Annotated in this window: 9 protein-coding genes and 1 pseudogene; 4 read left to right on the top strand and 6 right to left on the bottom strand. The window is 44.7% G+C overall.

The annotated features are described in order from the left end of the window. Positions 1-32: 32 nt before the first annotated feature. From lpdA to ampD, 6 genes are all read right to left on the bottom strand, one after another. Positions 33-1,460: a dihydrolipoyl dehydrogenase gene (lpdA, locus tag RGE70_RS01195; protein WP_310469730.1), complete on the bottom strand. Its 1,428-nt coding sequence runs from the start codon at positions 1,458-1,460 to the stop codon at positions 33-35. Between the two features lie 153 nt (positions 1,461-1,613). Beyond that, positions 1,614-3,275, bottom strand: a complete 1,662-nt coding sequence (aceF, locus tag RGE70_RS01190) for a dihydrolipoyllysine-residue acetyltransferase (protein WP_310469729.1) — start codon at positions 3,273-3,275, stop codon at positions 1,614-1,616. Between the two features lie 12 nt (positions 3,276-3,287). Beyond that, positions 3,288-5,951 (bottom strand): pyruvate dehydrogenase (acetyl-transferring), homodimeric type, encoded by a 2,664-nt coding sequence (gene aceE, locus RGE70_RS01185; protein ID WP_310469728.1) that lies wholly within the window; start codon positions 5,949-5,951, stop codon positions 3,288-3,290. 64 nt (positions 5,952-6,015) lie between these two features. Continuing rightward, positions 6,016-6,768 (bottom strand): pyruvate dehydrogenase complex transcriptional repressor PdhR, encoded by a 753-nt coding sequence (gene pdhR / locus RGE70_RS01180; RefSeq protein ID WP_310469727.1) that lies wholly within the window; start codon positions 6,766-6,768, stop codon positions 6,016-6,018. A 291-nt stretch (positions 6,769-7,059) separates the two neighbouring features. Beyond that, positions 7,060-7,911 (bottom strand): beta-lactamase regulator AmpE, encoded by an 852-nt coding sequence (gene ampE / locus RGE70_RS01175; RefSeq protein WP_310469726.1) that lies wholly within the window; start codon positions 7,909-7,911, stop codon positions 7,060-7,062. A 44-nt stretch (positions 7,912-7,955) separates the two neighbouring features. Next, entirely contained in the window at positions 7,956-8,498 is a 543-nt protein-coding gene (gene ampD, locus RGE70_RS01170; RefSeq protein ID WP_310469725.1) for a 1,6-anhydro-N-acetylmuramyl-L-alanine amidase AmpD, read from the bottom strand. Between the two features lie 217 nt (positions 8,499-8,715). Here ampD and nadC point away from each other — a divergent pair, with 217 nt between their 5' ends. The 4 genes and pseudogenes from nadC to RGE70_RS01150 all read left to right on the top strand — a co-directional run bounded on the left by nadC (position 8,716) and on the right by RGE70_RS01150 (position 14,137). Continuing rightward, positions 8,716-9,600, top strand: a complete 885-nt coding sequence (gene nadC / locus RGE70_RS01165; protein ID WP_310469724.1) for a carboxylating nicotinate-nucleotide diphosphorylase — start codon at positions 8,716-8,718, stop codon at positions 9,598-9,600. A gap of 1,001 nt (positions 9,601-10,601) precedes the next feature. Continuing rightward, a pseudogene (locus RGE70_RS01160) lies at positions 10,602-10,704 on the top strand (prepilin-type N-terminal cleavage/methylation domain-containing protein); the annotation flags it as partial. 408 nt (positions 10,705-11,112) lie between these two features. After that, on the top strand, positions 11,113-12,819 hold the full coding sequence (gene pilB / locus RGE70_RS01155; RefSeq protein WP_310469723.1) for a type IV-A pilus assembly ATPase PilB: 1,707 nt from the start codon (positions 11,113-11,115) through the stop codon (positions 12,817-12,819). Positions 12,820-12,865: 46 nt separating this feature from the next. Then, positions 12,866-14,137, top strand: a complete 1,272-nt coding sequence (locus tag RGE70_RS01150) for a type II secretion system F family protein (protein ID WP_310469722.1) — start codon at positions 12,866-12,868, stop codon at positions 14,135-14,137. The last annotated feature ends 17 nt before the right edge of the window (positions 14,138-14,154 follow it).

Here is a 14,154-nt window from a genome sequence, read left to right as displayed (position 1 = left end):
GCTCCTCAGAGCGCTTCATTTGTTCTAGCTGCCTACTTTTTTTTCTTTGCCTTCGGGTTTGGCAAATCGGTAATTGAACCTTCATACATTTCTGCAGCCAAGCCTACTGACTCATGCAATGTCGGATGAGCGTGGATCGTTAACGCCAGATCTTCTGCATCACAACCCATCTCTATCGCTAGCCCAATTTCCCCGAGTAGCTCACCGCCATTAACACCGACAATTGCACCGCCAATAACACGATGAGTCTCTTTATCAAAAATAAGCTTCGTCATACCTTCGCTAGCATCCGATGCAATAGCGCGGCCACTCGCAGCCCAAGGGAATGTCGCTGACTCGTATGCAACGCCTTGTTCTTTGGCTTCTTTTTCAGTTAAACCAACCCATGCAACTTCAGGGTCGGTGTAAGCAATTGAAGGGATCACCTTCGGATCGAAGAAGTGCTTCAATCCTGAAATAACTTCAGCAGCAACATGGCCTTCATGCACGCCTTTGTGCGCCAACATTGGTTGCCCAACAATGTCACCGATAGCGAAAATATTCGGGACATTGGTTCGCATCTGTTTATCTACATTGATAAAACCACGCTCATCAACATTAACACCTGCTTTTTCTGCACCTAAACCTTTGCCATTGGGCGTGCGACCAATAGCAACGAGAACGGCGTCATAACGCACTGGCTCTGCTGGGGCTTTTTTGCCTTCCATCGTCACGTAAATACCGTCTTCTTTGGCTTCGACAGCGGTCACTTTAGTTTGCAAAATTAAGTTAAACTTTTTCTTAATTTGTTTAGTGAAAATGCGCACAACATCTTTGTCTGCAGCAGGGATCACTTGGTCAAACATTTCAACCACATCAATGTCACTACCCAAAGATGAATAAACCGTGCCCATTTCAAGCCCAATAATACCACCACCCATAACCAGTAGTTTACCCGGCACTTCTTTTAGCTCTAGTGCGTCAGTAGAGTCCCAAATTCGTGGGTCTTCATGCGGAATGAAAGGTAATTGAATCGGGCGTGAACCCGCCGCAATAATGGCATGTTCAAACTGAATGACTTTAACGCCATCCTCACCTTTAACCTCTAAAGTATTTGGTCCAGTGAAATGGCCAAGACCATTGACCACGTTAACCTTACGCATTTTAGACATTCCGCCTAAACCGCCAGTAAGCTGACCAATCACTTTGTTTTTAAAACCACGTAGCTTATCGAGATCAATCTTTGGCTCACCAAAAACAACACCGTGGTCGGCAACAGCTTTAGCTTCTTCAATCACTTTAGACACATGAAGCAATGCTTTAGAGGGAATACACCCCACATTTAAACACACGCCACCTAAGGTACTAAAGCGTTCAACGATAACAGTATCTAATCCTAAATCAGCAGCACGAAATGCTGCCGAGTAGCCCGCTGGGCCAGCGCCTAAAACAACTACCTGAGTTTTGATTTCGTTACTCATCTTTTCCTCTATTCTTTTTATGTCGTTGGCGGGGGCACCGTCTCAACGATGATGTAGGGCCAAATCTTGTGGCCGCATTTTAACCTTTGTTTGACGCAGATCACAATCTTAGTTGTAACAGAAAAAGGCGACCTAATAGAGTCGCCTGTTACCTTACAAAATAAGGGTACGAATATCACTTAGAATGCCGGATAACGTGACGCTAAATCGCGCTGCCATCGCGCCATCTATAACCCGGTGATCATAAGATAATGACAGTGGTAGCATTAGCTTAGGTTCAAAATCTGTTCCGTTCCATTTCGGCTTCATTTCCGATTTAGACACCCCTAAAATTGCCACATCAGGGTAGTTAACAATCGGTGTAAACGCCGTACCACCGATGCCTCCTAAGCTGGAAATCGTGAAGCAACTACCTTGCATATCAGCCGACTTAAGCTTGCCGTCTCGGGCGCGAACAGAGATGTCCATTAGTTCACGAGAAAGCTCTACAATGCCTTTTTTATCAACATCACGTACCACTGGCACCATCAAACCATTTGGCGTATCGACCGCGACGCCGATATGGAAGTATTTTTTCTGGATCAGCGACTCGCCATCAGCACTTAGGCTCGAGTTAAATACCGGAAACTCTGCCAATGCTTTAGCCACCGCTTTCATCATAAAGACTAACGGTGTGATCTTGTAATCAGCTTTCTTCTTAGCAGCAACTGCATTTTGCTCTTTACGGAAAGCCTCAAGTTCAGTGATGTCAGCTTCGTCAAACTGAGTGACATGCGGAATAGTTACCCAGTTACGATGCAGGTTAGGGCCAGATATTTTTTGAATTCGAGTTAAAGGCACCTCTTCAACGTCACCAAATTTAGCAAAGTCTACTTTTGGTGCAGCAATAACATTAAGCCCTCCTGCACCACCCGCAACCGAAGTTGCTGCCGAGGCTTTAGGACGACTTAGCTCATATTTAATATAAGCTTGTACATCTTCTTTAATAATACGGCCTTTACGACCCGATCCCTTAACAAGTAATAAATCTGCGCCAAATTCTCGCGCTAAACGGCGCACAGCTGGTGACGCATGTATTGCCCCCGTTTTTGGCTGACTCCCTGCACTAGGATGGTGTGGTACAGGAGGCTTACTGCTAGCAACAGGAGCAGGAGTCGCAGCTTCAGGCACACTTTTTTCAGCAATGGGCGCTGCCACTGGAGCATCAACTACAGGTACGGGTGCAGCTGCGCCGACTTCAAGCATTAGCACTAATGACCCCATAGAGACTTTGTCACCTAAAGTCACTTTGAGCTCTTTAACAGTCCCAGCTGCAGGTGCCGGCACTTCCATCGTTGCTTTATCGGTTTCTAAGGTAATAAGCCCAGTATCGAGCTCAATCTTGTCACCCACAGCCACCAGCACTTCAATAATTTCAACGTCAGTTGCATCGCCAATATCTGGCACGGTCACTTCAATTACCTGTGTTGCACCTGCAGGTACAGCTTCAACAGCTTCAACCACCGCTGGAGTGGAAGCCTCTTCAACTGCCGCCGCAGGAGCCTCTACTGGTGCTGGTGCATCAGCAACCGGAGCTGCTGCGCCAGACATCATTGCAATCAACTTACCTTCAGATATGGTATCGCCAACCGCAACCTTAAGCTCGCTCAACACACCAGCAAAGGGAGCTGGGATGTCCATGGTTGCCTTGTCACTTTCAACTGTAATAATTGATTCTTCTGCCGCTAATGTGTCACCGACTGCAACACATATTTCAATAACCTGAACTTCATCACCACCGATATCAGGAACCAAAATTTCTTTTAATTCAGCCATTTTGTTTCCCTCTTATGCGTACTGTGGGTTGTTCTTATCAACGTCGATACCATAATCACTGATGGCTTTTGTCAGCACATCTACAGGTAATTCGTTACGGTCGACAAGGGCTTTTAATGAAGCGATGACAATAAATTTAGCGTCAACTTCAAAGTGATGACGTAAGTTTTCGCGGCTGTCACTGCGACCAAAGCCATCGGTTCCAAGGACTTTATAATCAGTAGGAATGTAAGCCCGCAGCTGTTCGCCGTATAGCTTCATGTAATCTGTGGCCACAATCGCTGGCGCATCTTTTGACAACACTTCACTGATATAAGGAACTTTTGGTGTTTCAGTCGGGTGCAACATGTTATAGCGCTCAACAGCCTGGCCATCGCGCGTTAATTCGTTAAAACTAGTCACACTGAATACATCGGTTGTGATACCAAAATCTTTTGACAGAGCAATTGCCGCCTTACGAACTTGCTCTAATATGGTGCCGCTGCCCATGAGTTGAACCGTACCTTTACCGCTACCTTGCAGGGTTTCTAGCTTATAGATACCTTTAACGATGCCTTCTTCGCTGCCCTCGGGCATTGCGGGCTGTTCGTAGTTTTCGTTCATCGTGGTGAGGTAGTAAAACACATCTTCTTGCTCGCCATACATGCGGCGAATGCCATCTTGAACCACTACAGCAATTTCGTAGCCGTAGGTTGGGTCGTAAGAGATACAGTTCGGAATCGTATTAGCTAAGATATGACTATGGCCATCTTGATGCTGCAAACCCTCACCATTTAGCGTGGTGCGTCCAGACGTGCCACCCACCATAAAGCCTCGCGCTCGCATATCTCCAGCAGCCCAAGCCATGTCACCAATACGTTGGAAACCAAACATTGAGTAGTAGATATAGAACGGGATCATTGGCGTGTCGTTAACCGAGTAACTCGTTGCAGCCGCCACCCAAGATGACATTGCGCCTAACTCGTTAATGCCTTCTTGCAATACCTGACCGGTTTTATCTTCACGGTAGTAAGCTACTTGGTCAGAATCTTGTGGGATATACTTTTGCCCTTCATGAGCATAAATACCAACTTGGCGGAATAACCCTTCCATACCAAAGGTGCGCGCTTCATCGGGGATAATTGGCACAATCTGTTTGCCAATTTTTTTATCTTTTAACAGTGCCGTAAGAATTCGGACAAATGACATGGTGCTGGAGATCTGACGACCATTTGAGCCTTTAAGTACCGCATCAAAGATTTTCAATGGAGGCACTTCAATCTCACCAGAGAACTTTTCTCGACGTGACGGAATGGCGCCATGAAGCTCGGCGCGACGCGCTTTTAGATACTTCACTTCTTCAGAGTCAGCGCCAGGGTGATAGTACGGCACATCTTCTAACTGCTCATCACTAATTGGAATGTTGAAACGATCGCGGAAGTATTTGAGTGATTCCACACCCATTTTCTTCACGTTGTGCGCGATATTTTTGCCTTCGCCCGCATCACCCATGCCATAACCTTTAACGGTTTTAGCTAAAATAACGGTCGGACGACCTTTGGTGTCTTTAGCGTGTTGCAACGCGGCAAAGATCTTAACCGGATCATGACCACCACGGTTTAAGCGCCAAATGTCATCATCTGACATATTAGCAACCATTTCGGCGGTTTCAGGATACTTGCCAAAGAAGTGTTCACGTGTATAAGCACCACCTTTAGCTTTACAGTTTTGGTATTCACCATCAACGGTTTCTTCCATTAACTGCAGTAGCTTGCCGCTCGTGTCGCGCGCAAGTAGTGGGTCCCAGTAACGACCCCAAATCACTTTAACGGCTTCCCAACCTGCGCCGCGAAATTCGCCTTCAAGCTCTTGAATTATTTTACCGTTACCACGTACAGGACCATCAAGGCGTTGTAAGTTACAGTTAACGATAAAGCATAAGTTGTCTAACTCTTCACGAGCCGCTAGCCCTATAGCGCCTAATGTTTCAGGCTCGTCACACTCACCATCCCCCAAGAAGCAGTAAACAGTTTGTTCTGAGCAATCTTTAATACCGCGGTCGGTAAGGTACTTAAGGAAACGCGCTTGATAAATGGCTTGGATCGGGCCAAGCCCCATAGATACTGTGGGGAATTGCCAATAATCAGGCATCAACTTAGGGTGCGGATACGAAGGCAAGCCTTTACCATCAACTTCTTGGCGGAAGTTGTTCATCTGGTCTTCAGTAATACGCCCTTCAAGAAACGAGCGAGAATAAATTCCTGGGGCGATATGCCCTTGGAAATAAACCAAATCACCGCCGTCTTTTTCATTTGGGCCGCGGAAAAAGTGGTTAAAACAAACGTCATAAATCGTTGCGCTAGATGCAAAGCTAGAGATATGGCCCCCAAGCTCTAAATCTTTCTTAGAACCACGCAATACCATGGCTAGCGCATTCCAACGAATGATAGCCCGAATACGGCGCTCCATTTCTTGGTTGCCTGGCATTGGCGGTTCTTGCCCAGAAGGAATAGTGTTTAAATAAGCTGTGGTCGCTTTGTAAGGCAGGTGAGTACCGTTACGACGTGCTTTATCAATCAACTTTTCTAATAGATAGTGCGCGCGTTCAGGGCCTTCTTGTTCCAATACCGCTTGCAGTGAATCTACCCATTCCTGAGTTTCTAGTGGATCTACATCTTGAAGCATATGTTCAGACATAACGCTGTCATTCCCTATCAAAAATAAATTCGGTCTATGAATAGAGTGATATTAAATTTGGGACCTACACACCACTCTTTAATCGGCGCAAGCTACGCTGCAACCGGCTGTCTTCTTCCCTTACTGATAGCATCACCTCTTCAATGTAACTTAAGTGCTCATTAGAGGCAGCTCGAGCCGCTTCGGGATCACGACGTACAATGGCGGCCAGTAGTGCGAGTCGATGGTCATTCGCAATGGTTGACGCTTCTTCGCGTCGGCTTAAAAGCTCTAAATTTTGTGCCACATTTTTATGCAGCACTGGCGATAAGCTTAATACTAGATGTAACATCGCAACATTGTGCGATGCCTCTGCAACTGAACGGTAAAATTGCACAATAGCATGTGCTTGAGCTTCTATGCCCTGCGCGGCTTCTACCGCCAAAATGGTTCGCTTAATATTTTTCATATCAGCGTCATTACCACGTAAGGCAGCAAAATAAGCCATCATGCCTTCTGTGGCATGACGAAACTCCAATAAGTCATATTGACTCTCAGAATCTGAATGCATTAGTTCAACAATGGGATCGGCAAGACTTTGCCAAAGTTGATCTTTTACGTAAGTACCACCGCCTTGGCGGCGCATTAGCAAACCTTTGGCTTCTAATTTTTGAATCGCTTCACGCAAAGAAGGGCGTGACACTTCAAACTGCAATGCTAACTCACGTTCAGGGGGAAGCTTTTGACCGGGCCTGATACTGCCCTCCAAAATCATCTGCTCCAGTTGAACCATGATGACATCAGATATTTTAGGCTGATTAATTTTGCTATAAGCCATATGGCCTCAATTCCTATTGTAAATTGGTCTTACCAATTAAATTGACTTAGCGCACCATATCAAATCACACTTTAGTTGTCTAGTTAGTGATCGACATCATAAAACTACGCGATGTGTGAGCATAACTGATTTTTCCCATTAAGGGGTCTGACCAATGTTCCAGTCGCATTTTCAGCAACTTACAAAATATTATGCTGCTCTGTATGAATCGTGCAGTACTTAATGATATGAGCGCGATAATAAAGCCCCTATAAATGGGGCTTATATGAGATATTGACAGCCGGTAGCAACTTAATTTACTACACCGAAAATAGTCAAAAGTGATAATACGGTAATCAATAAAATAAAATTACGCTTACTTAACTGTAAAAGAGCGATAGTTGATTGCACACAAATAGGCGCAGAAGAGGATTCAGGTAAGGTTTCGGCTTTCAAAGCAACTTGAGTAATAATAGTGCGTGCGCCCGCTTTGGGGTCAATACTGAGGTTCACCCACGTCGACAAAGATTGCCTAAAATGACCACTCAATACGTAACCAAAAGCAAAAATACGACATGGTAACCAATCAAGAATAAATTGTAGTGTATCGACTAAAGGTAAATTCAAGCTTCGCGTACGATTTAGCTCACTGTAAAACCGTGTCGTGCAATACAATACCGCACCAACAGGACCGAATATGATTAAATACAACGCGATCGCGCCGTAATATCGATAGTTAATCCACGCTACGCTTTGGCCAACTTCTTCACCGAGATCCTCTTCCGTTACTGATGCTAAACATTGGCTCGAATCAAGCTGCGCCGCATAGTTAAAACACGCTTGAATATCGCCCCGGCATGCAGCTTGAATGTAACACTTAAAGGCAAGTCTTTGCTGCTGGTGACTAAAACATAGTACTGCTATCGCTGTCCATAACAGAACACTAACTGCTCCCCACAGCACCCCGGTAACAACCCAAGACAAAGTCCAAATAGATATAGCAGGCAATAGCAGGGCTATCACCACCATAACCCGTGCACGCAGTTGTTTATCACCAAATAATGCCTGATGGTACTGAGCTAAAATCACATCAAATTGCCATGCTGTAGGCAGTAAATGCATGCGCTCAACCAAAATTGCGATCAATAATGCGAATAGAGCCATAAAATTTCCATCCTTGATTTAAAAGCAGTGAAACAACAACCAGATTAAAGCGATTTTATAAATCTCGGCCAATCAAAACTATCGCCAGGGTCGGTTTTGCGCCCCGGCGCGATATCACAATGCCCTACTATTTTGTCTGGCGCTAAATTGGGGTATTGCGCAAGTAAGCATAAAGTAAGCTGTTGCAGGCACGCATATTGGGCATCGGTATACTGAATGTCATCAGTCCCTTCTAGCTCAACCCCAATAGCATAATCATTACAGTTTGGTCGGCCCGCAAAAGTCGATACCCCAGCATGCCAAGCACGGTCATCACACGACACATATTGTACTAACTCGCCATCACGCCGAATTAAAAAGTGCGCTGACACTTCAAGCCCATGCAACTCATTAAAGCTGCAATCGGCGTTAATATCTAAGCAACCCTGAAATAATTGGTCAATGTAGGGTAAACCAAAACGGCCTGCTGGCAGGCTAATGTTATGCACCACTAGCAAGCTCACCTCTGCTTGTGGCCGAACATTAAAATGTGGCGACACACAACGACGCGCCTGTGCTATCCACCCATCAACAAAAGAGAACGACAAAACACACCTTTAATACAATCTAAATTGCTAACACTTTAGCAGGTTTACCCTTATCAATATAGCGGCTAGGCCGCCAATAGCCATGTAAAAAAGCCTGCAAATCTAAAACATTAAAACAATAATGCTAGGCCTAGCCCCAAGGCTTTATGGTAAGATAAAAAACAATAAAAGTACGTGCAAACTATCGACTATATTAAGACAGTAAGGACAGCAAAATATGCTTGAAAATGACATTCGACTCTCAGTCAAAGCCGCACTTGACGAAGATTTAGGTCATCAAGATACTCACTCCGATCTTGCTCTTTCACAGCGCTTTGATGCCGACATAACCGCGCAGCTCATTCCAGCAGACAAACTTGCTCAAGCCACCTTAATTACACGCGAAGACGGTGTTTTTTGCGGTAAAGCATGGGCTGAACAAGTGTTCAATCAACTCGGTGGTGACGTTGCTTTGCATTGGCATGTCGATGACGGAGACTGGGTAGTTGCTAACCAATTACTGTGCGAACTTGAAGGCCCTGCCCGCGCCATATTAACTGGCGAGCGCACAGCGATGAACTTTATCCAAACTCTGTCTGGTGTTGCCACCCTCACTAAACATTATGTCGATCGGCTTTCTGGCACGACTACCCAGTTATTAGATACTCGTAAAACCATTCCTGGTTTAAGAACCGCCCAAAAATACGCGGTGACCTGCGGTGGCGGTAAAAACCATCGTATTGGTTTGTATGACGCATTTTTGATTAAAGAAAACCACATCATGGCCTGCGGTAGTATTGCCCAAGCGATTGCAGCAGCAAGAGCTTTACATAGCAACAAACCGGTAGAGGTTGAAGTAGAAAGCATTGCAGAGCTTACTCAAGCATTAGATGCTGCGTCAGATATAGTAATGCTAGATAACTTTGACGTCACTATGATGCTCGAAGCGGTTGAGCTTAATAAACAATATCAAGCCAAAGGCGCTGGGGTAAAACTTGAAGTCTCTGGTGATGTCACCCTAGATACCATAGCCAGCTTTGCCAAAACCGGCGTTGACTATATTTCTGTCGGCGCACTAACCAAGCATGTTCGCGCCTTAGACCTATCGCTACGACTAAAATAATTTTTAATGGTAAAGATCTTGGTCAACAAACCGAGATCTTTACCCTATAAGCCCATCATTGACTCGCCAATATTCACAGCAATGGCAATTTAGCAAACAATCAATGTTTAAACGCGACTAGTACGGAGCCCTAGCCACGGCCGAACCTCATCTGCTATTTGTGCGTATGCAACATCAACTCACAGCTAGGCAAAACTGTAAACGCTTTGTTTAGGTGACCCCAAAAAACCAATTGCGGTTAAAGCATGTTAAATAGGAATTTAGTGCCCAAAACAAGCCCAAGCGTTAACCATTAAAAAAGCTAAATTACTCATCAACTTACCCATAGTTACAACTGAATAATTTTTATCCAGTACTGCGCCCAAAAACTGACATTTAGCACAATTAGTCAATTTTTTAGCCTATGACAGCAAACTGTTAGTACTTTTTAAGCAACTAATTGTGTTATTTAGATGAATTAGCTATTACAAGACAAGTTTGTGATCGACTACTATTCCAATTCCATTAACTTTGTAATAACGTTGCCATTAACGTGGTCGCGATCATGCAACTGCGTGTTTTATTACTGTTTAATACTGGTATACTAGGTTGATATTTAGCCGTAACATGCAACATTTTAATGTTGTTTATCACAGGTGTAAATTTAGCCAATAAGTATCACTGCTGTTACTCAGTATTGATAGATCGAGTGACGTTTAAAGCTTGCAGAACGATACTAAAAATAAGTCACTGATTTATTTTAGAAATGAGTCTAAAAGTTAAGTTTAAAACACAGCTTTAGCTGTTTTGCTCATGCAACAAGACAACGCTAACACTATCGGTCATGCAAACTGCTATTATTTATAGTGGTTGGTTTTTACCACTGGCGACTCGCGGTGTGCCTAGCCGTAGGCCAGCAGCTAGATTGAAGTATTAACAAATTAGCATCGCGTGTCGCTGATACGCATACAACCGACTTATACCGCTTTCTAATGGAGATAGACATGATGAACAACACTAAGATGAAAAACGCCAAGGGTTTCACCCTAATTGAATTGATGATCGTTGTAGCGATTATCGGTATTTTGGCCGCCATCGCATTGCCTGCTTACCAAGATTACATTGATAAAAGTAAAGTAAACTCATGTTTAGCAGAAGCTGTTGCGCAAACAAAAGCTGAAGTTGCCGCTGCTGTAGCAGAGTTTGATGCCCCAGATTACACTCCTTCTGCTTGTGCATCAGTTGATGATACTGATGCTACTGCACCAACATACACAGCGAAAGATTCAGGAACTGCGTCAACCATTACATGTGACTTGACTGACGGTACATGTGAAGTTAATTAATGTCATAACCTTTATATAAGCAAATAAAGGGCCTGGTATGTTGGTCCTTTTTATTCATACACCCACTAGATATAACTTCAGTGTTATAAATATTTTTGTAAATCACCTCGAACTTTCTATTTGCTGATAGACGTTTTAATGTACAGTATGCAAGTTTAGCGAAATATATCATTAAGGAGCATTTTTAATGCCATCCACCGGCCTTCACCTTGGCTTATCCACGCTCTTTACCCGCAAAAAACTGTTAACTGAGCAACAGATTACCGCTGCCATCGCTAAATCTCGTAAGTCTAAACAATCGCTAGTCACCACAGTTATAGCTGACCAGCTTATTTCCGCCAAAAAAATTGCCGAGCTGTGCTACGAAGAATATGGCACCCCTTTACTTGATATTAATGAGTTTGACTTAAGTTCAATCCCCGAAGAGTATCTAAATAAAAAGCTGATAGAAAAGCACCAATGCTTGCCGCTATATAGACGCGGTAACCGCTTGTATATTGCCACGTCTGACCCCACCAATATTGCCGCACTAGAGGATTTTCAGTTTAGTGCTGGCCTGCACGCCGAAGCTATTTTAGTCGAAGATGACAAGCTGATTGCTGCACTAGAAAAAGTGCTAGAAGAAGATATCAGCGCGCTTGAGCTTGATGGCATGGACGACGAAGCACTGGCCAATATTGAAGTTAGCGATACCGATAAACGCGATGACGAACTTGGTGACGGCAAAGACGACGCGCCCATTGTTACCTATATCAATAAAATTTTAACCGATGCGATCCGTAAAGGCGCCTCGGACTTACACTTTGAGCCCTATGAAAAACGCTACCGTATCCGTTTTAGAATTGACGGAATTTTAAAAGAAGTATCGGAGCCACCGGTTAACTTGTCTAACCGTATTTCAGCCCGCTTAAAAGTAATGGCAAAACTCGACATTGCAGAGCGCCGTGTGCCACAAGATGGCCGCATTAAAATGAAAATGTCGCGCACCAAATCTATCGATTTTCGTGTTAGTACGCTGCCAACCATTTGGGGCGAAAAAATTGTAATGCGGATCTTGGACTCCTCTTCGGCACAATTGGGCATTGAAAAGCTCGGTTACGAAGACGACCAACGGCTTCTGTATGAAAAAATGCTGGCAAAACCGCAAGGGATGATCCTGGTTACCGGACCTACGGGGTCGGGTAAAACGGTATCGCTTTATACAGGGTTGAACATTCTTAATACCGAAGAACGTAATATTTCGACTGCCGAAGACCCAGTAGAAATTAACCTTGAAGGGGTCAATCAGGTACACATTAATTTAAAAGCCGGATTAACCTTTGCCTCGGCCTTGCGATCTTTTTTACGCCAAGATCCCGATGTGGTGATGGTGGGTGAGATCCGCGATCTCGAAACCGCTGAAATTGCCATAAAAGCAGCGCAAACTGGTCACTTAGTGTTATCAACACTGCATACTAACTCTGCTGCCGAAACACTGACTCGCTTGATTAATATGGGCGTTCCCGGGTATAACATTGCCAGCTCGGTTAATTTAATTATTGCCCAGCGTCTTTCAAGACGACTATGCCAAGCCTGTAAAACGCCTGAAGTTATTCACCCTGATGAACTGCTAAGGCTTGGGTTTAGTGTGCAACAAATTGAACAAGGTGTTACCCCATATAAGCCGGTTGGCTGCGAACATTGCACTGGCGGCTATAAAGGCCGAGTCGGAATTTACGAAGTGATGCAGATGTCAGATGAAATAGCGCGCACCATTATGGAAGGTGGTAATTCACTGCAAATACTGAAACAAGCTAAAGCGCAAGGCATGCGTGATCTGCGTGATTCTGGCTTGTTAAAGGTCATTCAAGGGGTGACCAGTATTACCGAAATTAACCGCGTTACTAGTTTCTAGATCTCGCACCACTAGAGCTAAACCATAACTGATATAAAGAGTGCCAATGGCGATTGCAACCAGACGTTCTAAACAAACGCGAGATAGAACTAAAGCCCAAAAACACCAGCCTAAGGTGGTGACATACACTTGGTCAGGCCTCAGCCGAGACGGCCGCCGCACCAGTGGTGAGCTACGCGGGGTGTCTAGCGCCGAGATCAGAGCGCAACTTAAAGCGCAAGGTGTAGTGCCAAAAATAGTCCGTAAAAAGTCAACACCGCTGTTTAGCTCTGACAAAAAAATAAAGCCCATGGACATTGCCATGGCCACTCGCCAAATTGCCACAATGCTGGCAGCTGGCGTACCAATTGTTACCACGCTTGAACTACTTGGCAAGGGGCATGACAAGCCCAAAATGCGTGAACTACTCAGCACCATTGTTAATGATGTGCAAGCCGGTATTCCGCTGTCGGATGCCCTACGCCCACACCGCCTTCATTTTGACGATTTATATGTGGATTTAGTTGCTGCAGGTGAGCATTCTGGCTCGCTCGATGCCGTATTTGATCGCATCGCAACTTACCGAGAAAAGTCCGAAGCATTAAAATCAAAAATCAAAAAAGCCATGTTTTACCCAGCCGCAGTGGTTATTGTGGCAATTTTGGTTACCGCGTTATTGCTGTTATTTGTAGTACCGCAATTTGAAACAATATTTCAGGGTTTTGGCGCTGAACTCCCGGGCTTTACCCAAATGGTGGTGAATTTATCACGCTGGCTACAAGCCTCGTGGTATATATTTGCGATTGCAATTATTGGTGGTATTTGGGGCTTTAGGCGCACACATCGCAGCTCACAAAAGTTTCGAGATAAAATCGACGCATTAGTGTTAAAAATCCCAGCCATTGGCGAAATTTTACATAAAGGCGCCATGGCCAAATTTGCCCGCACATTGGCTACAACCTTTGCAGCAGGTGTACCGTTAATTGATGGTTTAGAGTCTGCCGCTGGCGCCTCTGGCAATGCCGTATATAAAAAAGCAGTGCTTGATATTCGCACTGAGGTTATATCTGGTATGCAAATGAATGTGGCCATGCGCACGACAGGCGTGTTCCCTGACATGATGATCCAAATGGTGATGATTGGTGAAGAAGCCGGCTCACTCGATAGTATGCTCAATAAGGTCGCCAATATTTATGAAATGCAGGTTGATGACGCCGTTGATGGCTTATCGAGTTTAATTGAGCCAGTTATGATGGTGGTGATTGGCACTGTTGTTGGTGGCCTAATTGTGGCAATGTATTTACCGATATTCCAGCTCGGTAACGTTGTTGGCGGTTAATCATTTTCGGCACTTGC

Source organism: Shewanella youngdeokensis (genome assembly GCF_033180165.1).
Classification (GTDB): domain Bacteria; phylum Pseudomonadota; class Gammaproteobacteria; order Enterobacterales; family Shewanellaceae; genus Shewanella; species Shewanella youngdeokensis.
This window is presented reverse-complemented; position numbering and strand designations above follow the sequence as displayed.

Excerpts from the sequence above, each read along its gene's own strand:
- lpdA (WP_310469730.1), bottom strand. The coding sequence starts at position 1,460 with ATGAGTAACGAAATCAAAACTCAGGTAGTTGTTTTAGGCGCTGGCCCA.
- aceF (WP_310469729.1), bottom strand. The coding sequence starts at position 3,275 with ATGGCTGAATTAAAAGAAATTTTGGTTCCTGATATCGGTGGTGATGAA.
- aceE (WP_310469728.1), bottom strand. The coding sequence starts at position 5,951 with ATGTCTGAACATATGCTTCAAGATGTAGATCCACTAGAAACTCAGGAA.
- pdhR (WP_310469727.1), bottom strand. The coding sequence starts at position 6,768 with ATGGCTTATAGCAAAATTAATCAGCCTAAAATATCTGATGTCATCATG.
- ampE (WP_310469726.1), bottom strand. The coding sequence starts at position 7,911 with ATGGCTCTATTCGCATTATTGATCGCAATTTTGGTTGAGCGCATGCAT.
- nadC (WP_310469724.1), top strand. The coding sequence starts at position 8,716 with ATGCTTGAAAATGACATTCGACTCTCAGTCAAAGCCGCACTTGACGAA.
- pilB (WP_310469723.1), top strand. The coding sequence starts at position 11,113 with ATGCCATCCACCGGCCTTCACCTTGGCTTATCCACGCTCTTTACCCGC.
- RGE70_RS01150 (WP_310469722.1), top strand. The coding sequence starts at position 12,866 with ATGGCGATTGCAACCAGACGTTCTAAACAAACGCGAGATAGAACTAAA.